This is a genomic window from Brevibacterium sediminis (assembly GCF_024895295.1).
Lineage (GTDB): Bacteria > Actinomycetota > Actinomycetes > Actinomycetales > Brevibacteriaceae > Brevibacterium > Brevibacterium sediminis.
Window position 1 is genome coordinate 130,386 of record NZ_JAHQRN010000009.1, and the last position, 21,584, is coordinate 151,969.

The window sequence follows — 21,584 nt, forward strand, 5'->3', positions numbered from 1 at the left end:
AGTAGAGGACCGGTTCGAGAAAGGGACGTTCAATGAAGAACCCGCAGACAACTCTGCCCGCAGGCAAGAAGACGGCCTCGCCGGGTCGCGCCCGGTGGTGGATCCTTGGGTGGTTGCTCGCAGCGATGATGATCAATTACATGGATCGATCATCTCTGTCGATCGCAGCCCCGCACATGATTGACGAACTCGGGCTGACTGCCGCCGATATCGGGCTGTTGGGTACCGCGTTCTCGCTGACCTACGCGTTCTTTCAGCTTCCAGGCGGATGGCTGACCGATCGGCTCGGTGCGAAACCGGTTTACGTCATGGCGTTGGGCTTCTGGTCGATCGCCACCTCACTGATGGCTTTCGGTCACCACATGTGGCATTTCATGGTGTCACGCATCCTGCTCGGAGTCTTCGAAGCCCCGGTATCACCCACCTCGGCGAAGATCGTCGCTGAGTGGTTCCCACCCCGAGAACGAGGAGCCGCAGTCGGCGTCTACGATTCCGGAAGCAAATGGGGACCAGCCGTCGCGCCTCCGATCCTCACCTTCCTCATCCTCGGGTTTGGGTGGCGGGCGATGTTCGTCATCCTCGGCGTGCTCGGCGTCATCGTGGCAATAGGATTCTGGGCTTTCTATCGTTCTCCAGAACACGACCGCAGGGTCTCGGAAGCCGAGCTCGAGCACATCCGCGCCCGCGAGGAAGACGACAACGCTCCGACCGGTCACATCCCGTGGCTGAAACTCTTCACCAAGCCTCAGACCTGGGCCATGGTGTTGGGATTCGTCGCAGTGGTGTGGACTCTGAACATCTTCGTGACCTTTCTGCCGCTCATGCTCAACGACATCTACTCCGTCGCCGATGCCGCGCTGGGGTGGTACACCGCGATTCCGTTCGCGGTCGGAGGCATCGGTGGAATCCTCGGCGGATGGTTCACCACGAAGTACTCGAAGATACGCGAACACCTGGCACCTCTTGCCTGCAAACGACAGATTGCAGCGGTCTACGGTGGTGCGCTCGCAATCTGCTCGATCCTCGTCGGCATCACCACCGGCCATTTCGTTCTTCAGTTGGTCGCGATGAGCCTCGCACTGTTCTTCTGCGGGGCACTGAGCGCCGTGGGCTGGTCGATCCCCGCTGATGTCGTCACCGGCAGTCGCGTCGCGTCGCTGGGATCTATCCAGAACTTCGGCGGCTACTTCGCCGGCTCACTTTCACCGTGGCTCACCGGAATCCTGGTGACCACCACAGATTCCTACCTCGTCCCCTTCATCCTCGGCGCCGTCGTCGCGGTGATTGCGGGAATCGCCTACCTGCTCCTGCTGCGTGCCCCGATCCGGGTGGCTGACAGCTCACCAGAGAACGGAGACGTCACCTCATGACGAAACTCGACACCGCAGTCATCACTCGTCCCACACGGATCCGCTACATCATCGCGGTTCTGCTCTTCATCACCGTCGTCATCAACTACATGGACCGGGCGAACCTGTCCATCGCAATGCCGGCACTGTCCCAGGAATTTGGTCTCACCACAGGTCAGCAGGGTCTGCTGCTCTCTGCGTTCGGCTGGACCTATGCGGCAATGCAGCTGCCCGGCGGGTGGCTCGTCGACCGCGTGCGACCACGCGTGCTCTATGCCTCGTGCCTCGTCCTGTGGTCTCTGGCCACACTGTTCATGGGAATGTCCGGCGGATTCGTCGCCCTCATCATCCTCAGGCTTATGGTCGGTGGGTTCGAAGCGCCGGCCTATCCGATCAACAACAAGGTGGCCACGGCCTGGTTCCCTGAGCGTGAACGCGGACGAGTCATCGCCTTCTACACGTCGGGGCAGTTCATCGGACTCGCACTGCTCACCCCGGTGCTGTCGTGGCTGCAGACGGTGCTCACCTGGCATTGGGTGTTCATCCTCACCGGTGTCGTCGGCATCATCTGGGCGTCGATCTGGTGGTTCGTCTACCGCGAGCCGCGCGACAAGTCTGGAGTCAACCATGCCGAGATCGACCTCATTGCCTCTGGCGGGGGATTGGTCGATGTCGAGACGGGTGTGAAGAAGGAGGCCAAGCCGAAGCTCAAGTGGTCCGACGTCAAGGTCGTACTCACCCGGCGGAAGCTCTGGGGAATCTACCTCGGCCAGTTCTGCCTGACATCGACGCTGTGGTTCTTCCTCACCTGGTTCCCGACCTACCTCGTTGACTACCGCGGAATGGACTACATCGAGTCGGGGTTCATGGCCTCTCTGCCGTTCATCGCCGCGCTCGTCGGTGTGCTTCTCTCCGGGTGGGTCTCCGACTTTATGGTGAAGAAGGGGCTGTCACTGGGTACGGCACGGAAGCTGCCGATCATCATCGGCCTGGCGATGACCGTGTTCATGCTCGGCGCCAACTACACGGACTCGTCGGCCCTGGTCATCGTGTTCATGTCGATCGCATTCTTCGGCAACGGCTTCGCCTCGATCACGTGGTCGCTGGTTTCCGCATTGGCGCCGGAACGGTTGTTGGGACTGACCGGCGGTATGTTCAATTTCATCGGCAATTTGTCTTCGATCGCTACTCCGATCGTTATCGGCTTCCTTGTCACCGATATCGACTTCGCACCGGCCTTCGTCTACATGGCCGCGATCACGATCGTGGGCGTGCTGTCGTACGTGTTCCTCGTCGGCAAGGTTGAGCGCGTCGAAGAATGAGGCGTACCGGGCTCGTCTAGAAAATGTGAGCGGGCCGTTACACATTTGGACGATGTGTGAATCTGCAAGCTGCTCGGCATCTCCGAATCCGAACAGTATCCGAGCCTGTCGATGAGCTTCCCGCCATCATGGTCTTCCTGCTGCTCTTCGCCTGGTTCATCGTCATCCAGATGTTCGTCCTCCTCGCGATCGAACTCATCATGCCCTCGGGCACTCTCAGCTCACTCATCCGCAACGCACCGAAGATCCCCACCTGGTACCGCCGCCTCAACCGGCTCGCACAGATCCAGAAGATCCTCATCAAGTTCGGGCTCGCCCGCTACCTCAAACCGAGGATCCCGACCCTGCGAGTGTCCCTGCGCAAGATCGCCGCTACCACCCGAGACGCGCTGGCCGCCTCAGGTGTCACGTTCATCAAGCTCGGCCAGTTCATCGCCACCCGCAGTGACATGATCCCGCACGAATTCGTCGAGGAGTTCTCCACCCTCCAGGCCAGCGTGAAGCCCGTTCCCTTCGCCGAGGTCAAAGATCAGCTCGAGGCCGAATGGGGCCGACCCGTCGCCGAGGTGTTTGCCGAGTTCGATGAGAGACCCTTCGCTGGTGCCTCCGTCGCCCAGGGTCACCGTGCCGTGACCTGGGAAGGCCAGGTTGTGGCGGTGAAGGTGCAAAGGCCGAAGATCCGCAAGCAGGTCCGTGCCGACTGCGATATCGTCCTGACGCTGGCCGAGCGGCTCGATCGCACCACCGACTGGGCGAAGAAGATCGGCATCGGCAAGCTCGCCCGCAGTTTCGTCGACTCCCTCCAGGGTGAACTCGACTACCGGGGCGAGCTCGGTCATATCGAGGCTGTCCGGCTCGCCGATGAGACCGGCCGGTCGACGGCGAAGACCGACTCGACCGTCCATATCCCGCACGTGTATAAGCACCTGTCCGGTGAATTCGTCCTCGTCATGGACCTCGTCGAAGGCGTTCCGTTGTCCCACGCCGCCGAGGTGGTCGACCACCTATCCGACATCGCTCGCCGAGAGATCGCCCAGGACCTCTTCCTCATGGTCGTCCGCCAAGTGCTCGGCATAGGTATCTTCCATGCAGATCTTCATCCCGGCAACATCGTCATCTCGAAAGCGGGCCGAGCGGGGCTTGTCGACTTCGGTGCTGTCGGACGTATTGACAAACGTGACCGCCGAGCCATCGCGCTGCTTCTCATGGCCTTCGACTCCCAAAATTCACAGGCAGCGACGGCCGCGATCCTTGAGCTTCTTGGCACACCGAGTGACGTGAACCTGCGTGAACTCCAGCGCGAGATCGGGCAGATCATGCTGAATACGGCGACGGACTGCCGGGCTCCACCTCCGCCGCACTGTTCGGTGAGCTCATCGACTTCGTCGTCGACTTCGGCTTTCCGATGCCGGCCTCCGTGGCCACGGCCTTCCGGGCGATCAGCACCCTCGGGGGATCGATCACACGTCTCCTCCTTGAACTCAATCTGCTTTCTCTGGTCACCCAGAACGGGAAGACGCTGCTGCGTGAGGTCGGGGGACTGGGCACCGACCGACATGAACTTGCTCTCTACGCGGCCGCGACTGCCCCGCAGATCGCTGAACTGCCCGGACAGCTCTCCCGTATCGCTGGCCACTTGCAGGACGGCACACTCGATGTCGGGACCAGTGGTCTGAACATCTCTACGATCAAGAACCTGCTTGTCTCCACGGTCGAACAGTTCCGTGCGTCGTCGACGATGCCCGGGCTCATGCCTCCGGTGCACCTAGACGGACACGTCTACGTCGACGGAGCCATGGGGGAGGACGGCGGGATCGCTCTCAGCCAGGCTCAGCGCGAGGGCTTCGAGAAGTTCGTCATCGTCCTCACCCAGGAACGCGGGTACAAAAAGGCACCACAACGATTCCCCGCAGTCTTTCGTGGGATCTTTCGCAGGTATCTAGCGCTGGGGGGGGGGGGGAGGCACTGCTGACCAGGTAAAAGCGCTACAACGAGACCCTTGAGCGCAGCTTTGCTCTCGAAGCTGAAGGCAAGGCACACGTATTCGTGCCAGAGCACATGCCTGTCGATAACAGCACTCGTGACCTCTCACGTTTGGCAGCGGCTCACCGGATGGGTCTGTCGCAGGCACGGCGGGAGTTGCCAGCGGTGTGTGAGTTTTTCATGGTCTTCAATGAAACAAGGGACGTCGGACCACAGCCGGGACTGATCACCACAACACAACGACTGTGCAAGTAGGTCCGCTGCATGTGGCAGCGTGTCTTACGAGTCAAGCAAGGTGCAAGCCCTTCGCCAACGACATAGAGGAAGCCAACTACTTCATGTTGACTCGGATAGCGATGTCTACCTAGAACAAAACCGCATCAACTACGAGCCGCTAGCTATAGCGTCAAGAACTCGGACAATGACTGACTGTCGTACCGAAGATCGAGTTTCCCAAACGCCCCTCCAAACTCAGGGTGGACATAGTTTGAGGCTACTCAGATACGGAGAGTATCGCTTGCGAGCCCGGTCCACCAGGAGCAAGCGGCACCGGCAGCGTGGCAAACACTTCGTCCGAGCCGATAAGCCTGTGGAGACTCGCAGGAACAAGATCACGAATCCAGCTAGCAAGAAGATAGACTCGAATGAACTTCAACCAGAGTCCGAACGAAAGCTCCATACATGACACAAGAAGCTCTCCCAGCTGTCGAGCCACCATCCGACAGTCGAGACCGGGTGGATCCGTTTCTTAGGTGGGCTGGTGGCAAGCGTTGGCTTCTGCCAGAAGTTGAGACACTGACTAGCGGACTCCAAATAAATAGATATATTGAACCATTCCTAGGTGGCGGATCAATATTTTTCGGACTCACTTCAACCAAAGATGCGTTACTCTCCGACCTTAACGAAGAGCTTATCGAAGTATATGAACTAGTAAAAAAGGACCCAGATGGTGTCGTCGAGGCATTAGGTGAATACGTCAACACGGCAGAGTGCTATTACAGTGCCCGTTCCAATGTTCCGACCACAAGTCGCCTGCGTGCAGCTCGGTTCATATTCCTTAACCAAACTTCGTACAACGGCATATACAGGGTCAACCTTAACGGGAAGTATAACGTACCGTATGGAAATCGGAAATATGTCAGACCGTTCGATCTTGATGCCGCTAGACGGGTAAGCGCAAAGCTACGAACGGCAGAAATTCGAGCGTTGGACTTCGAGGTCGCAATCGCTGAAGCTGGGCCGGGCGATTTTCTGTTTGTCGACCCGCCTTATACTGTTGCTCATAATAATAATGGCTTTGTAAAATATAATCGCCACTTATTCAATTTCGAAGATCAGCGACGACTTGCTGAGGCGCTGTCTCTAGCGGCAGAACGAGGCGCGAAATTCATCATGACGAACGCAGCGCATAAATCTATAGAAGATCTATTTTCACCCCTTGCGGAACGTAAAGTCGTAACGCGTCAAAATCTAATTGGCGGAAAGAGCGCCAAAAGAGGAAAAGCTGAAGAACTGCTATTCACGAACCTGGATATTTCATGATAGACACCAATAAACTACTAACTGGACGAGAAATTCGGAACGAGCTAAAGAATCGTGCCAATCCGAACTATAGAATGAAGGTACACCAAAGTAGCATAGATCACTATCAGACAGAGGGTTGGGTAGTTGAAAAAGAGCTGACCAAAGACGCCTGGCTACAACTGCCAAAACCTCACGACGTGGCATTCGAGGACCGAGTGTGGGAGATGTGCGCCAAGCTCGGCTTCAAAGTTCTCAACGCCGATAGAGACCTTCGTCTTAAATACGCCAAAGGCGATAATGAGACCAAGCAATTGGATGTCCTTGCAATCGATGACGATGTCATTCTTGTATTTGAGTGCAAGTCATCACAACGAGACCCGGCACCCACTAATGCGTTTAAACAGGAAATCGAGGCGATAAAAGGCTTCCGAACCGGGATCATTGGCAATCTGCGTAAGCACTATCCAAACAGAAAAGTCAAGTTCGTTTTAGCTACGAATAACATAAACGTTACTGATGAGACGATATCTAGGATGAATTCCGCCAACGTATCGTACATGGACGAGGAATCTGTTGATTACTACCTAGAGTTAGCCGCTCACCTTGGAGAGGCTGCGAAATATCAGTTATTGGGCAATATCTTCAAGGGCGAGAAGATAGAAGCAATAAACTCGAAGGTCCCGGCAATACGCGGTAAAATGGGCGGACGCACTTACTATTCTTTTTCGATTGAGCCAGCTCGCCTATTGAAGATAGCATATGTTCTGCATCGAAATAATGCGAACAAGAGTTGGATGCCAACCTATCAGAGAGTCATAAAGAGGAACCGCCTCAAGAAAGTCTCCGACTTCGTTGATTCGGGTGGTGTTTTTCCAAACTCCTTAATTATCAATATTGATAACGGTGGCAAGTCCCTGCGCTTTGAACCATCACACAAAGATAAAGATGATACATCGTCTTCATCGAAGCTCGGAATTTTACATTTGCCACAGAAATATCGTGCAGCTTACGTCATTGACGGCCAGCACCGTCTGTATGGGTTTGCTAACTCCGAACGAGCGGAGACGGAGCTGATTCCAGTAACTGCTTTCGTCGACTTGCCTGGTGAAGATCAATTAGATCTGTTTATGCAAATAAATGAGAATCAGCAGGCCGTACCTAAAAACTTGAGGCTTACGCTGAAGGCAGATCTTGAATGGACAAGTTCAGATAAAAAATCGCAAGCACAAGCCCTTAAACTCCGAGTTGCACAGATGCTTGGCGACAATAAGACTTCAGTGCTTCGCGGCAGGATAATCCTTGGCGAGGAGAAGAGCGATGAGGTTCTTTGTATAACCTTGGATGCTGTGAATCGGGGTATCGCAAGTGGCCGGTACATCGGAGAGTTCACAAAAACTGAAATGCGTAAAGTGGGCAGTTTTTACCGTGGTTCGAATCAAGCAACGGTGCGGCCTTTAGTAGAGTTTTTTGAGCTTTGCTTTGAATTCCTCCGTGATCAGCTTCCAGATCAGTGGCGTGCTGGGAAAGGCGAGGGTGGACTGCTATTTACAAATGCGGGTACAGAAGCTGTGCTCCGACTGATCGGTGATATAGTAGACCACCTGGTATCAAAGTCCACCATTGATCCTCGGGTAGACCCGGCTAAGGACGTGTTTATTCAGGTCCGTCCGATGCTAGGGTATGTCGCGGATTATCTCGGCGAACTTTCGAATGAGGAGATTGTCCAATTCAGAAGTTGGTTCGGCAGCGGCGCTCCAACGAAATATCTAAGACAATTTCAAAGTGCGATTGTAGCCAAAGACTCAGAGTTCAGCCCCGAGGGTTATGACGAGTGGAAGCTTAGTCAAGAGAAAATGTACGATCAAGAGTCGTTGATTATGGTTAGAGATATCGAAGAATATCTTAAGTATGACGTTAGGTCACGTTTAGAGTCTCATTTTGGCGAGAATTGGTTCAAGCTCGGCGTACCTCGCAAGGTCTATCAGTCCGCTTCAACGTTGGCTGCAGATAAGCAGTATGACGCAGCTGACGGAATTGAAATTGATTGGTGGGACTGCATTTTTTTGATTAATTACCGAGATATATTCGTACATGGAAGCAAAGCCAACTGGGACGCCGTATTCAACGATCGCTACACATTCCCCTTGGAACAGACTCACTCGAGCTGGAAAGACCGATCTAAGTGGGTGATTGATTTGAATGAAATTCGGAAAAAGACACATCATGCTGGTGGGACCCCTGTGACCGAAGACGAGTATGAATTCCTGCTCGAACTGCATAATCATTTCGATTTGGGTGGAACGGGAGGCAACAATTAGGTTAGCTTAAATGATTGTTATTGTCCGGAAGTGACGGCAACTGCTTATAGTGCGATCGTTTCTGGGTTAGTTAGCGCGACTGAGTGCTGGGTCTAACAGATTTTACCGCGTGACGTTTTGCAGTTCATGATTGGTTCTTCGCTTCAGTTGTCGGACTGGAGTGTAGAGAAGCGGTATTTGGCAGCACGCGTGTAGAGAAGTAGTTTCTGGTAGCGCGCGTTTACTTAAACGGTAGCAGCAGTGTACGCCGGGTAGCAGCAACCAAACCTGATGAATCACGTATCAGCCGGAGTTGTTCTACGCTGCCATGCCCACCGCCTGTATCCGCGAGAACGGAACGGACTGCCACTGCGCTTGTGACCTGTCGGCGGGTACTCCGCGCGCCGTGTAGTCGACGTTCAGGGATCTAGAAAGAATGTCTAGATCGTCCGGTTCACCAGCAGTTCCACCGAGGAGCTCCTGTGGCATTTGCTTTCGCGATGCAGTTGAGCCCAAGCGTAAGCTGTCCCAAAGCCCGCGGTGCTTGTCGGTGGTGCGCAGCTGATGTTGGTCGTCAGATCCTCGACCGCATACGGCTAGTGAGGTCGGCTATGTACGCAGGGGCAGAATGCCGATTAGGCGCTTTCACATACCCGCACAGCCGCTACCGCTTCATTACACGTGTGCTACCGAATGCCCGTTCTATACAGCACGCGTGGAATGGTCATACAAAGCCCTGAGATCGAGTGTCCCGGAAACGGTGAGATTCATTGTCCGCGATGTGGCGAGGTTACACGCCACTTCGTTACACGGGGGCTACCGAATGCCCCTTCCGAACACCCGGGTCTTCTCGATTCTTTTTGACGCGGCGTTTCTTCGATTTCTGTATAGAGAAGGCGACTCTGCTCGGAGCAAGGGAGCCGAATCCTTCCTGTTTTAGGATGCTCCCGACCGCCTGGATGACTGCAACAAACTAGTTCGCTCTCGATGCATCGATTATGTGTTGATGCAAGGGGGCTGAGAACGTCAGGTTCTCACGCTCAAATGTTCCATTTTGCAGTACCTTGAGCGTCTCAATGCCCTCGCTGCGCCATACATCAATGATGTCATCTCGATCGTCAACTGCAATCACTACTCGATACCGTTCTTGTATTCGTTTTGCGATTTCGGATTTAATCCTATTATCGGGCCTATAGTCATGGTTGGGTCGACAATAAAAGGCGTCAAAAGGTATTTCTTTGTCTTGCAGCCATTTGACGGTTAAGTCGCTCCATTTTTCCTCACGGGCGGTTACTGCTACTATAAAAAGTCCGTTCTCTTTTAGGCGTTGAGCTAATTGCTTTACTTGGGCGTTGGCGGGGCAGTTGCTAGATTCTGAGTGAAAGCGCTTGAAATTGCGCTTGAATCCTTTGGCGTTGTTTGTGTTTTCGACGAAATGCCTTATCGAGCGTACGTCGCAAAGTGTCCCGTCGACGTCAAAGATGGCGGCTTCTGGTTTACGTTTGTGTTTTTTCTTACCGATATCTTCTTGCATATAGCTTCTTTTGTGGCTTATGGGGGCTGGGGGTTTATTACTTTCATTTTTAGGAATAGTAGTTCTTCGCATTCAAAAGATTGCGCCTTGGGTGCCAATATGTAGCGCGCGCTGCAGTATTACCAAAGAGTCTAAGTTTCCGATGTACTGCGTTTCATTCCGGTTTCGTGTGACTGTCGTGCGCTCATGATTATTTCATGGCCAGAACGCCGTCCAACTAAAACTGATTCCAGCCGTTGGGAGTTGGGGTTGAGTTATTTTGCGTATGTTTTTCATGTTTGATCTAGCGGTCAAGGTGTTTGGGGCAGCTTTATCTCGGTCTCGACCGTATCTACTTTGGGTGCCCTGTTGCCATCTACTGTAAGTTGGTTCCTTTAGGGTATGATTGGCGATTATTGTGGTGAATATGTGTTCTAGGTGATTTTCGTGTAGAAAAACGGTATTCGGCAACACCCGCGGAAAGACCCGGGGTGTACCCTCGCTGCATCGTAGATACTGAACCTCACCGCTTCATAGACAACCAATGTTAGAGCTTTGTGCCTCGTCGTGCAGGTCGGGTGGTACCGAATGGCATTTCCGTCCAATTTGCCTATGGTCGTCTTTTTGGTCTTTGAAGCCTCCACTGTCTATTTTCGCCGGTTTGGTGTTTAGTAGGTTCCTCGGGAGAGGAGCACCACCTTCCCGGTCGTCTTCCGCCCCTCCAGCGCACGGTGCGCTTCGGCAGCATCGGCCAGCGCAAACGTGGCGCCGACGCGGAAGTTGAGCCAGCCGTGCTCGACTCCGTTGAACAGCATCGCCGAACGCTTTGCCAGCTCCTCCGAGCTGCGGACGAACCACGCCAGCGACGGACGGGACAGGAAGATGCCGCCTGAGGAATTCAAGCGCTGAATGTCGAACGGCGGCACCTGACCCGACGCCCCGCCGAAGAGCACCATCGACCCCAGCGGCTTGATCGACGCCAACGACGCATCGAACGTGTCCTTGCCGACCCCGTCATACGCCACATCGACGCCCTCGCCGTCGGTGAGCTCCTTGACCTTCGCCGTGATGTCGACGCCCTCACCGTAGAGGAAGACATTATCGGCCCCGGCCTTGCGGGCCAGCTCCGCCTTCTCCTCGGTGCTCACCGTCGAGATGACATTGCCGCCCAGGTGCTTGATGATCTGAGTCAGCAGCAGCCCGACACCACCGGCACCCGCATGGACGAGCGCCGTCTGGCCCGGCTTGATCTCGTGCGAACTCGTCGCCAGGTACTGGGCAGTCAGTCCCTGCAGCGGCATCGCCGCAGCAACCTCGGCGGACACCCCCTCCGGCACCCGCAGCAGGTTATCCGTGTTCACGACGACCTGCGTCGCATACGAACCCGGGCCTTCGTGCCAGGCGACGCGGTCGCCGACCTGCCAGGACTCGACACCCTCGCCCACCTCGGCGATCCGACCCGTGCCCTCGGACCCGACGATATGAGGGTACTCCATGGGATACACGCCCGATCGACGATACGTATCGATGAAGTTCACACCCGCCGCCTCGACATCGACGAGCACCTCGCCAGCCCCCGGCTTCGGGGTCGGAACCTCGCCGAACTCGAGTACCTCGGGTCCACCAGCCTGCATCGCACGCACTGCCTGGGTCATCACGCCTCCTGCATATAAATTAATTGCCTGGTATGGTTATACATATGAACGATCTTACGGTTGCCGTCTCCGGTGCCACCGGATATGCCGGGGGAGAGGTCCTCCGGCTGCTGAGCACTCACCCCCACTTGAACGTCACGACGGTGTGCGGACATTCCACCGCGGGTGAGAAGCTCGGCCGACATCAACCCCATCTTCCCCGATTCTCTGACCTCGTGGTCCAGGAGTCCACCGCCGAGGTGCTCGCCGGCCACGATGTCGTCGTCCTCGCGCTCCCGCACGGTCAGTCCGGACAGATCGCCTCCGAACTCGAATCCACGAGCCCAGACACCCTCATCGTCGACCTCGCCGCCGACCACCGCCTCATCAGCGCCGCCGCCTGGGAGAAGTTCTACGGCTCCGACCACCAGGGCACCTGGACCTACGGTCTGCCCGAGCTGCTCACCGCCGACGGCACGAAACAACGCGAAGCACTGAAGTCCACGAAACGCATCGCCGTGCCCGGCTGCAACGTCACCGCGGTGACGCTCGGGCTCGCACCGCTCATCCAAGCCGGGTTTGCTGCCCCCGCCGGGCTCAACGCGGTGCTCGCCAACGGCGTCTCCGGGGCGGGTAAGGCGCTCAAGCCTCACCTCACCGCTGCTGAGATCCTTGGCAATGCCTCGCCTTACGGCACCGGCGGCACCCACCGGCATGTGCCCGAGATCGAACAGAACCTCAACGGAGTCCTCGGCGCCGACGCCGCCGACGGACCCACCCGAATCTCCTTCACCCCCACGCTCGTGCCCATGGCCCGCGGAATCCTCGCGACCATCACCGCCGACGCCGGGGAAACAGCACCGCGCACGGCCGAAGGACTCCTCGACGCCGCCGCACTCAAGGACCAGCTGGCCGCGGCTTTCGCTCAGACCTACGGCGACGAACCCTTCGTCCGGGTCCTGCCCGAGGGCCAGTGGCCGCAGACCGCCGCCACCACGGGATCGAACGTCGCGCAGATCCAGTTCACCGTCGACGAACGCGCGGAGAAGATCCTCGTCGTCGTGGCACTCGACAACCTGGTGCGCGGCACGGCCGGACAAGCCATCCAATCCATCCACCTGGCCCTCGGTCTCGACGAGGTCACCGCACTTCCCCTCGAAGGAGTCGCCCCATGAGCGTGACCGCACCACTCGGCTTCACCGCCGCCGGACTCACCGCCGGACTCAAGCCCTCTGGCACCAAAGACCTCTCCCTGGTCATCAACAACGGCCCCGACACCGCCGTCGCCGCCGTCTATACCTCCAACCGCTGCAAGGCCAACCCCGTCCTCTGGTCCCAGAAGGCCTCGGCCAACGGGCAGGCCCGCGCCGTCGTCCTCAACTCCGGAGGAGCGAACTGCTACACCGGCGACTTCGGCTACGAGACAACTACGCTGACCGCGCAGACCACTGCCGAACTCCTCACCGAGACCGGCACCGACACCCCGGCCGAGGATGTCCTCGTCTGCTCGACCGGACTCATCGGCGTCGGCGGCCAGGACTTCCGCGACTCCATCGTGGGCAACCTCGCCCCGCTCGTTGCGGCTGCCGACACCAGCGTCGAAGCTGGTCAGTCCGCCGCCGAGGCGATCATGACCACCGACACCGTCGCGAAGACCGCTAGCCGCACCGGTTCCACCGGGTTCACCATCGGCGGCATGGCCAAAGGTGCGGGCATGCTCGCCCCCGGTTTGGCCACGATGCTCGTCGTCATCACCACCGACGCAAAACTCGACCAGACCGTGCTCGTCGAGGCACTGCGTGCCTCGACGAGCCAGTCCTTCGACCGCCTCGACACTGACGGATGCATGTCGACGAACGACACTGTCATCCTCATGTCCTCCGGCGCACACGACGCCGATGTCGACGCGGAAGAATTCACCACCCTACTCAAAGACGTCTGCCTCGACCTCATGCACCAACTCCACGTCGATGCCGAAGGTGCGCACCACGACATCGCGATCACCACTCGCGGCGCAGCCAGCGAGAAAGACGCGGTCGAAGTCTCCCGCTCCGTGGCCAGGTCGGCCCTGTTCAAGGCTGCGATCTTCGGGGAGGACCCGAACTGGGGCCGCGTCGTCGCTCAGGTGGGAACCACCTCGGCGGATTTCGATCCCACGAAGATCGACGTGATCATCAACGGCGTCCAGGTGTGCACGGCCTCCGGTCCCGACGAAGACCCCACGAACGTCACGTTCGACCGCACTGTCGACGTCACCATCGACCTCCACGCCGGCGACGACATCGCCACCGTGTGGACCTCGGACCTCACCCACGACTACGTCGAAGAGAACAGCGCCTACTCCTCATGAACAGCCCCGTAGACATGTCCACGAAATCCACGGCCGCCCGGCTCGCAGCCGCCCAGGTCAAGGCCGAAGCCCTGACCGAAGCACTGCCGTGGATCAAAACCTTCGCCGGCGCCACGATCGTCATCAAATACGGCGGCAACGCCATGATCTCCCCGGAGCTGCAGCAGTCCTTCGCCGATGACATCGCGTTCCTCCGCTTCGCCGGCATCCGCCCCGTCGTCGTCCACGGCGGCGGCCCCCAGATCTCAGCCATGCTCAAGCGCCTGGGCATCGAGTCCGAGTTCAAGGCCGGGCAACGGGTGACCACTGAAGAAGCCGCCGAGGTCATCCGGATGGTGCTGTCCGGCCAGGTCAACCGCGATATCGTGTCCCGGATCAACCAGAACGGCGACGCCGCGATCGGTCTGTCCGGTGAAGACGCGGACCTCCTCCTCGCGCACAAAACCACCGCCGAGGTGGACGGAGAGACAATCGACCTCGGCCGAGTGGGCGAGATCGCCCAGGTCAACACCACCGTGCTCACCGAACTCCTCGACGCCGGCCGAGTCCCCGTCATCTGCTCCATCGCTTCCGAGATCGGGGGAGAGGCGGGGAAGCCGCTCAACATCAACGCGGACCTGGCCGCCTCGGCGGTGGCGAAAGCCCTCAAAGCACACAAACTCATCATGCTCACCGATGTGCCCGGCCTCTACGCGAACTGGCCGGACACGTCCTCGCTCATCTCCCGCATCGACCCGAATAAGCTGCGCGAACTCCTGCCGTCGCTCGATTCGGGGATGATCCCGAAGATGACCGCGGCGCTCGAGGCGATCGAGCACGGGGTCAAGCAGGCCCACATCATCGACGGCCGGATGGCGCATTCCCTCCTCCTCGAGGTCTTCACCTCGGAGGGCATCGGCACCATGGTCGAAGACACCATCGTCGAACCCGCACCGCTGGGCGACGGGCACAAAGGAACACAGGAGGACGACAATGAGTGAAGCCACGCACCAGCAAGCCACAACGGACCAGGCACAGACCTGGCGCGATGACTTCTCCCGCGTCCTCTCCCCGGTGTTCGGGTCCCCGCAGCTCGACATCGTGCGCGGTGAAGGCTCCTATGTGTGGGATGCGGCGGGCAAGAAATACCTCGACCTGCTCGCCGGCATCGCCGTCAACGCCCTGGGCCACTGCCACCCTGCATGGGTCAACGCCATCACCGAGCAGGCCTCGACGCTCGGCCACATCTCGAACTTCTTCACCTCGCCGCCCCAGATCGGCTTGGCCGAGAAACTCCACGAAGTCCTCGATCTGCCCGCCGGGTCCGCCGTGTTCTTCTCGAACTCCGGCACCGAAGCCAACGAGGCGGCCTTCAAGATGGCCCGCCGCGCCGGGGGAGGGGGACGTCCATTCATCATCGCCGTCGAGGGCGCCTTCCACGGCCGCACCATGGGATCACTGGCGCTGACGGCGAAGGAAGCCTACCGCGAACCCTTCGCTCCGGGCGTCCCCGGCGTCGTGCACGTGCCCTATGGGGATGTCGAGGCACTGGCCGCAGCGATCAACGACAACACCGCCGCCGTTTTCATCGAACCCATCCAAGGCGAAGTCGGCGTGCGCAAGCACCCGGAAGGCTATCTCAAGGCCGCCCGCGAACTGACGACGAAGGTCGGGGCGCTTCTCGTCCTTGATGAGGTGCAGTCAGGCATTGGGCGCACCGGATACTGGTTCGCCCACCAGGACTGGTCGATCGGCGAAGGCGTCGTCCCGGACATCATCACCTCGGCGAAGGGCCTCGGCGGCGGCATGCCGATCGGCGCGACCATCACCGTCGGTGACGCGAACACGAAGCTGCTCGAGGCCGGTCAGCACGGCACGACCTTCGGCGGCAACCCGATCGCCTGCGCGGCAGGGCTCGCGGTGCTCGAGACCATCGAGAAGGACGGGCTGCTCGACCATGCTCTCGACGTCAATGACTGGCTGACACCGCAACTTACCGCCATTGACGGCATCGGCGAGATCACCGGTCAGGGACTGCTCATCGGCATCGGACTGCTGCCGAGTGTCGCAGACGAGATCCCGGATTCGAAGGCCGTCGCGGCCCGCGCACTCGAAGCCGGGTTCATCATCAACCCCGTCGCTCCGGGGCGCCTGCGCCTCGCCCCGCCGTTGACGATCACCACCGACGAGCTCACCCCGTTCATCGACGCCCTGCCCGGACTCATCACCGGCTGAGCCGCGAACTCAGCCGCCCCGCGAACCCGGCACGAATGACAAGCCAGCATTCGCACGGAACGGCGGACCACCTCGGCGCCGGCATCACCCCACCCAGACTTTCGAAGGACACGTTATGACACGCCACTTCCTCAAGGACACGGACCTCAGTCCGGCCGAGCAGGCCGAGGTCCTCGACCTCGCCGTCGAGCTCAAGGCCGCCCCCTACTCGCGGACCCCGCTGGCCGGCCCGCAGACCGCCGCTGTCATCTTCGACAAGACCTCGACGCGCACCCGTGTGTCGTTCGCCGCCGGCATCGCCGCGCTCGGGGGGCAGCCCCTCCTCATCAACCCCGGTGAGGCACAGCTCGGGCACAAGGAATCCATCGCCGACACCGCCCAGGTGATGTCCCGGATGGTCTCCACGATCATCTGGCGCACCTACGCCCAGGCCGGCCTCGAAGAGATGGCCGAGCACTCCTCCGTGCCCGTCATCAACTCCCTGTCCGATGACTTCCACCCCTGCCAGATCCTGGCCGACCTGCTCACCATCCGCGAACACCGCGGCGACGTCAAGGGCCAGACCATGACGTACTACGGCGACGGGGCGAACAATATGGCCAACTCCTACGCCCTCGGCGGAGTCAACGCCGGAATGCACGTGCGCATCGCCGCCCCCGAAGGCTTCCAGCCCGCCGCCGCGATCGTCGCCGAAGCCGAAGCCCTCGCCGCTCAGACCGGCGGATCGCTCACCGTCACCGACGACCCCGTGGCCGCCGCCACCGGTGCCGACGTCCTCGTCACCGACACCTGGGTGTCCATGGGCCAAGAGGCCGCCGGCCGCGACGACGAGGCCTCGCCGTTCACGAAGTTCCAGGTCAACCAGGAACTCATGAACCTTGGCAACGACGCGATCTTCCTCCACTGCCTGCCCGCCTACCGCGGCAAAGAGGTCACGGCCGAGGTCATCGACGGCCCCGCCTCGGTGGTCTTCGACGAAGCCGAGAACCGCCTCCACGCGCAGAAGGCACTCATGACCTTCCTCCTGGAGCGATGATGGCCGAGACGAATAACAGTGCACCGCTGACGAAGACCGCCCGACAGCAGAAGATCATCGATCTCATCACACGCCAGTCCGTGCGGTCCCAGATCGAACTCGCCGAGGCGCTCGCGACGCAGGGCATCACCGTCACCCAGGCGACACTGTCGCGCGACCTCGCCGAGGTGGGGGCCGTGAAGATCCGGTCCACCGCGGGATCCGTGTACGCCGTTCCCGGTGAGGGCGGGGACCGGTCCCTGCAGCAGTCGACGGGGGAGAGCCTTGACGCGAAGCTGCCGCGGATCCTCGAAGAGCTGCTGGTCTCCGCGGTGTCTCAGGACAATACGGTCGTGCTGCGTACCCCGCCGGGAGCCGCGCAGTATCTAGCTTCAGCGATCGACCGGTCGTCGATGGTCGGGATCTTCGGCACCCTCGCCGGGGACGACACCGTGCTTGTCATCGCCGATGCCGCGGTCGGGGGAGCGGCCTTGGCCGAGACCTTCCTCGAATACGCGGCGGGCGGGCTGGCCGAGGGGTGAGCCTCTGTCGGTGGGCCCTGGAACTGGGCGCGCCGCCTCGGTGGGGATTCCACGGGACGGACGGCCGCCTCGGCGAGGGAAAACTGGAACAATGACAACTGAGTTTCATCATTTCAATGAACGGGCCGGCGCATCCGTGCTGGTGGGAAAGGACGATCTGTGAGCGAACGACTGAGCCTGTGGGGCGGACGATTCTCCGACGGTCCGGCCGATGCGCTAGCCGCGCTGAGCAAGTCCACGGACTTCGACTGGCGCCTGGCGAAGTACGACATCGCGGGATCCAAGGCCCACGCGAAGGTCCTTCACCACGCGGGACTGCTCACCGATGACGAGCTGTCCGGAATGCATTCGGCTCTCGACGAGCTGCTGCGTCGGGTGGACGCCGGCGAATACGTCGCGGCCGAATCCGATGAGGATGTGCATTCGTCGTTGGAGCGCGGGCTCATAGAGATCGCCGGACCCGAGCTCGGTGGGAAGCTGCGTGCCGGGCGGTCCCGCAATGACCAGATCGCGACGATGGGTCGGATGTACCTGCGCGACCATGCTCGTGAGGTCGCCGGTCTCGTGCTCGACACCGTCGAGGTGCTCATCGCTCAGGCGGAAGAGCATCCCGAAGCACCGATGCCCGGTCGCACACATCTCCAGCACGCACAGCCAGTGCTGCTGGCTCACCATCTGCTCGCTCATGCATGGCCGCTGCTGCGCGACGTCGCCCGCTTCGTCGATTTCGATGCGCGGGCGGGAGTCTCTGCGTATGGTTCGGGTGCTCTGGCCGGGTCGTCGTTGGGGCTCGATCCGCAGGCTGTGGCCGCGGACCTCGGGTTCAACGATTCGGTGGAGAATTCCATCGACGGCACGGCCTCGCGCGATGTCTTCGCCGAGTATCTGTTCATCACGACGATGATCGGCATCGATCTTTCGCGTCTGTCCGAGGAGGTCATCGCATGGGCGACGAAGGAGTTCTCTTTCGTCACTCTGCATGATGCGTATTCGACCGGGTCGTCGATCATGCCGCAGAAGAAGAACCCGGACGTTGCGGAGCTCACTCGTGGCAAGTCCGGTCGGCTCATCGGTGATCTTACCGGTCTGCTGTCGACGCTCAAGGCGCTGCCGTTGGCGTACAACCGGGATCTGCAGGAGGACAAGGAGCCGGTTTTCGACGCCACCGATACTCTCGAGCTGCTGCTGCCGGCGTTCACCGGGATGGTGGCGACACTGAAGTTCGATACCGAGCGGATGGCCTACCTGGCGCCTCGCGGATTCGCGCTGGCCACGGACATCGCCGAGTGGCTCGTGCGTGAGGGTGTGCCGTTCCGTGTGGCTCATGAGCTCTCGGGCGCGTGCGTGCAGCTGGCCGAGTCGCGGGACGTCGAGCTGTGGGATCTCTCCGATGAGGACTTCGCGGGGATTTCACCGCACCTGACGCCGGCGGTGCGTGAGGTGCTGACAACGCTGGGTTCGATCGACTCACGCAACGGCAAGGGCGGCACGGCTCGCTCGGCCGTCGATCAGCAGATTGCGAATGCGAAGGCCGAGGTCACACGCCTGCGTGAGTTCGCAGGGTCGGCTCGCAGCGTGTAAGTTTCTCGTCCCTGCGACCGATGCTTCCGGTCGGCTGCTCGGAACTGTGTCAGCGGTGCTCTGATCGTTCGGCGATCGGAGCACCGTCCGTCTTTCGTGACTGTGTTGTGCGCTGCTCGCGGCCGACCGCGAGTTTTCGGAAGCTGATGTTCCGGCCTAGCGCTACGTCCGCTTCGGTTTTCGGCTCTGGCGGTTCCATCGGTGGGGATCGGTCTCAGCTGCAGTCCTACGAAGGATGTCGAGGGCTGCAGTGAGCTTCTTCGACAACCGCGCTCCGGCCATCGTCACTCCCACGATCGTGTTGGAGAATTCCAGATTCGTCACCGGCAGATATCGCACTGGCATGCCCTGAAAGGTCAGGGTGTCAGGGTGAGGAACAGCGTTGGCCAGGGAGAAGCCGAGCCCTAGACCTACCATCGACCTGATTGTCTCCGCATTGGGGATCAACCATCGTACAGATGGCTCAAAACCGATTCCGCGGATCTGACTGATCAAGAGGTCCGCGGTCGGCGGAGAATCGAGCAGGATGAGCGGGTCGTCGATGAGCTCGGCGATATCGACGCCGTCCTGGTCTGCTGCAGGATGATCCGCAGAGACGATGGCATGCAGCTGCACCTCGGCGAGGTCGTGCCTGGTCACTCCCTCGATCTGGATCTGCTTGCGGTACATGACAGCAACATCGACTTCGCCATTGAGAACCATCTGCTGAACGGTCAACGGATGGGCTTCGACAAAGCTGACGTCAACCTGTGGGTGGTGTTTGATGAACTGGGCAGCCGTTGCTGGAAGCATCCGTGGGCCCGCCGTCGGTATGCAACCGATGCGCAAGGGTCCCTGTAAGGCAGCCGACTCGTCGTTAAGAGATTCCACAGCGTCCGAGACATTAGACAGGATCTCTCTGGCGCGAACTCCGAATTCCCTGCCAGCGCTCGTCGGGCGGGCACGCCGAGCCGGACCACGCGCAATGAGCGTGACTTTGAGCTGCTTTTCGAGTTGGGCGAGAGCCGCAGAAACCGTCGCCTGTGACACTCGGCAATCTTTTGCCGCGTCGCTCACCGAACCGCGATCGAGAACGGCGAGAAAATACTCGAGCTGGCGGAGTGTGAGGTCAGTCATAGCCAGAGTCTATATTGAAGCCAGTAAAAATTTGCTTTTCTTTTTGATGTCAACGGGAAAGACTGAGGAGGTCAAAGACGCAACAACGTGAAAGTGCCGGGTAATGAACGATTCGAAGATGAAAGCAGTCACCCTGGGAACCGCAGGTGGCCCGCGATGGTGGAAGGGCGATTCCAAGGATCGAGCGGGTATCTCAACCGCGATCGTCGTTGAGGATCGTTTCTATCTCGTGGACGCCGGGCACGGCGTCGGGCGTCGCATTCGTCAGGCTGGCCTCGAGCTTGTTGATCTGGGCGGTATCTTCATCACTCACCTGCATTCTGATCACACCATCGACCTGCCGTCACTTGTGGTGTTCGGCATGCATGAGCTCCAGCAGAGAGCCGACAATCCGGTTCCCCTCCTCGGCCCCGGCGATCGCGGCGCGTTGCCTCCGATCTCTCCGCGGGCAATCGTCCCGCCTCGACCTGTGGCACCTGCGAACCCCACCCCTGGCATCGCCGACATGTTCACAAGTATCGTCGGGGCGTTTGCCACAGACCTCAACGACCGCGTGCTCGATTCGCTGCGTCCGTCACCTGAAGCTCTCTTCGACCCCCGCGACATCGAGATCCCAGAGGGCATCGGATATCACCCGAACACGGCTGCGACTCCGGAAATGCAGCCTTTCGTCATCTTCCAGGATGATCTTGTCACCGTGACTGCGATCCTCGTCGAACATCCGCCCGTGGCACCAGCCTTCGCCTTCAGGTTCGACAGCGAGCACGGCTCGGTGACCATTTCGGGCGATACCTGCGAAACCGACAACCTCGTCAGACTTGCGCAGGGAACGGACCTGCTTCTCCACGAAGCGATCGACTTCGATTGGGTCGACCAGATGTATGCGCACCGTGACGACGATGAGGGCAGCGCCTCGCGCGACCACCATTACAAGTCACATACCTCGGTCAATGGGGCTATTCGCATTGCCTCGGCGGCACAGGTTCGTGCACTGGCCCTGCACCACCTTGTTCCCGGGTCCGCCGATGACACCGTCTGGCACAAGGGACACACCGGATTCGATGGAACATTCCTGGTTCCAGAAGACCTCGACACCATCAACATCACCACAGCTGCACAAGCCGCGATGAGGAGCTGAAGCAAC

The 21,584-nt window shown here is 59.5% G+C and carries 16 protein-coding genes and 2 pseudogenes; 15 read left to right on the top strand and 3 right to left on the bottom strand.

Annotation, left to right across the window (positions count from 1 at the left end; translation table 11 throughout):
• Positions 1-32: 32 nt before the first annotated feature.
• The 6 genes and pseudogenes from KTJ89_RS17545 (at position 33) to KTJ89_RS17565 (ending at position 8,496) form a co-directional block, all read left to right on the top strand.
• The gene (locus tag KTJ89_RS17545) at positions 33-1,370 is read left to right on the top strand and encodes an MFS transporter (protein WP_259358716.1); all 1,338 of its coding nucleotides are present in this window, start codon (positions 33-35) and stop codon (positions 1,368-1,370) included.
• A complete protein-coding gene (locus tag KTJ89_RS17550; protein ID WP_259358717.1) occupies positions 1,367-2,671 on the top strand; it encodes an MFS transporter in 1,305 nt (434 codons plus the stop codon). The genes KTJ89_RS17545 and KTJ89_RS17550 overlap by 4 nt, the downstream gene beginning before the upstream one ends.
• Before the next feature lie 128 nt (positions 2,672-2,799).
• Positions 2,800-4,347 carry an ABC1 kinase family protein gene (locus KTJ89_RS17555; RefSeq protein WP_259358718.1) on the top strand — a complete coding sequence of 516 codons (1,548 nt, stop codon included), beginning with the start codon at positions 2,800-2,802 and terminating at the stop codon, positions 4,345-4,347.
• Positions 4,348-4,711: 364 nt separating this feature from the next.
• Positions 4,712-4,909, top strand: a pseudogene (locus KTJ89_RS19285) (hypothetical protein); the annotation flags it as partial.
• A 426-nt stretch (positions 4,910-5,335) separates the two neighbouring features.
• The gene (locus KTJ89_RS17560) at positions 5,336-6,196 is read left to right on the top strand and encodes a DNA adenine methylase (RefSeq protein WP_259358719.1); all 861 of its coding nucleotides are present in this window, start codon (positions 5,336-5,338) and stop codon (positions 6,194-6,196) included.
• Positions 6,193-8,496 (top strand): DGQHR domain-containing protein, encoded by a 2,304-nt coding sequence (locus KTJ89_RS17565; protein WP_259358720.1) that lies wholly within the window; start codon positions 6,193-6,195, stop codon positions 8,494-8,496. Before KTJ89_RS17560 ends, KTJ89_RS17565 begins: the two co-directional genes overlap by 4 nt.
• 952 nt (positions 8,497-9,448) lie before the next feature.
• Here KTJ89_RS17565 and KTJ89_RS17570 read toward each other — a convergent pair.
• Both KTJ89_RS17570 and KTJ89_RS17575 read right to left on the bottom strand, forming a co-directional pair.
• Complete coding sequence (locus KTJ89_RS17570; RefSeq protein WP_259358721.1) at positions 9,449-10,009, bottom strand: phosphatase domain-containing protein; 561 nt, start codon at positions 10,007-10,009, stop codon at positions 9,449-9,451.
• A gap of 647 nt (positions 10,010-10,656) precedes the next feature.
• Positions 10,657-11,643, bottom strand: coding sequence for a quinone oxidoreductase family protein (locus KTJ89_RS17575; protein WP_259358722.1), 987 nt, complete (start codon positions 11,641-11,643; stop codon positions 10,657-10,659).
• 44 nt (positions 11,644-11,687) lie between these two features.
• Between KTJ89_RS17575 and argC the strand changes: the two genes are divergently transcribed.
• From argC to argH, 7 genes are all read left to right on the top strand, one after another.
• A complete protein-coding gene (gene argC / locus KTJ89_RS17580; protein ID WP_259358723.1) occupies positions 11,688-12,797 on the top strand; it encodes an N-acetyl-gamma-glutamyl-phosphate reductase in 1,110 nt (369 codons plus the stop codon).
• Entirely contained in the window at positions 12,794-13,972 is a 1,179-nt protein-coding gene (gene argJ / locus KTJ89_RS17585) for a bifunctional glutamate N-acetyltransferase/amino-acid acetyltransferase ArgJ (protein ID WP_259358724.1), read from the top strand. Before argC ends, argJ begins: the two co-directional genes overlap by 4 nt.
• The gene (gene argB / locus KTJ89_RS17590) at positions 13,969-14,952 is read left to right on the top strand and encodes an acetylglutamate kinase (RefSeq protein WP_259358725.1); all 984 of its coding nucleotides are present in this window, start codon (positions 13,969-13,971) and stop codon (positions 14,950-14,952) included. The genes argJ and argB overlap by 4 nt, the downstream gene beginning before the upstream one ends.
• Complete coding sequence (locus KTJ89_RS17595) at positions 14,945-16,186, top strand: acetylornithine transaminase (RefSeq protein WP_259358726.1); 1,242 nt, start codon at positions 14,945-14,947, stop codon at positions 16,184-16,186. Before argB ends, KTJ89_RS17595 begins: the two co-directional genes overlap by 8 nt.
• A 115-nt stretch (positions 16,187-16,301) precedes the next feature.
• Positions 16,302-17,222: an ornithine carbamoyltransferase gene (gene argF, locus KTJ89_RS17600; RefSeq protein WP_259358727.1), complete on the top strand. Its 921-nt coding sequence runs from the start codon at positions 16,302-16,304 to the stop codon at positions 17,220-17,222.
• Positions 17,222-17,743 (top strand): arginine repressor, encoded by a 522-nt coding sequence (locus KTJ89_RS17605; RefSeq protein WP_039206772.1) that lies wholly within the window; start codon positions 17,222-17,224, stop codon positions 17,741-17,743. Before argF ends, KTJ89_RS17605 begins: the two co-directional genes overlap by 1 nt.
• 159 nt (positions 17,744-17,902) lie before the next feature.
• Complete coding sequence (argH, locus tag KTJ89_RS17610) at positions 17,903-19,324, top strand: argininosuccinate lyase (RefSeq protein ID WP_259358728.1); 1,422 nt, start codon at positions 17,903-17,905, stop codon at positions 19,322-19,324.
• 162 nt (positions 19,325-19,486) lie between these two features.
• Here the strand turns inward: argH and KTJ89_RS17615 are convergent, their stop codons facing one another.
• Positions 19,487-20,440, bottom strand: coding sequence for a LysR family transcriptional regulator (locus KTJ89_RS17615; protein WP_139908306.1), 954 nt, complete (start codon positions 20,438-20,440; stop codon positions 19,487-19,489).
• Between the two features lie 118 nt (positions 20,441-20,558).
• Between KTJ89_RS17615 and KTJ89_RS17620 the strand changes: the two are divergent.
• A pseudogene (locus tag KTJ89_RS17620) lies at positions 20,559-20,756 on the top strand (MBL fold metallo-hydrolase); the annotation flags it as partial.
• A gap of 45 nt (positions 20,757-20,801) precedes the next feature.
• On the top strand, positions 20,802-21,578 hold the full coding sequence (locus tag KTJ89_RS17625; RefSeq protein WP_259358739.1) for an MBL fold metallo-hydrolase: 777 nt from the start codon (positions 20,802-20,804) through the stop codon (positions 21,576-21,578).
• Positions 21,579-21,584 lie beyond the last annotated feature (6 nt).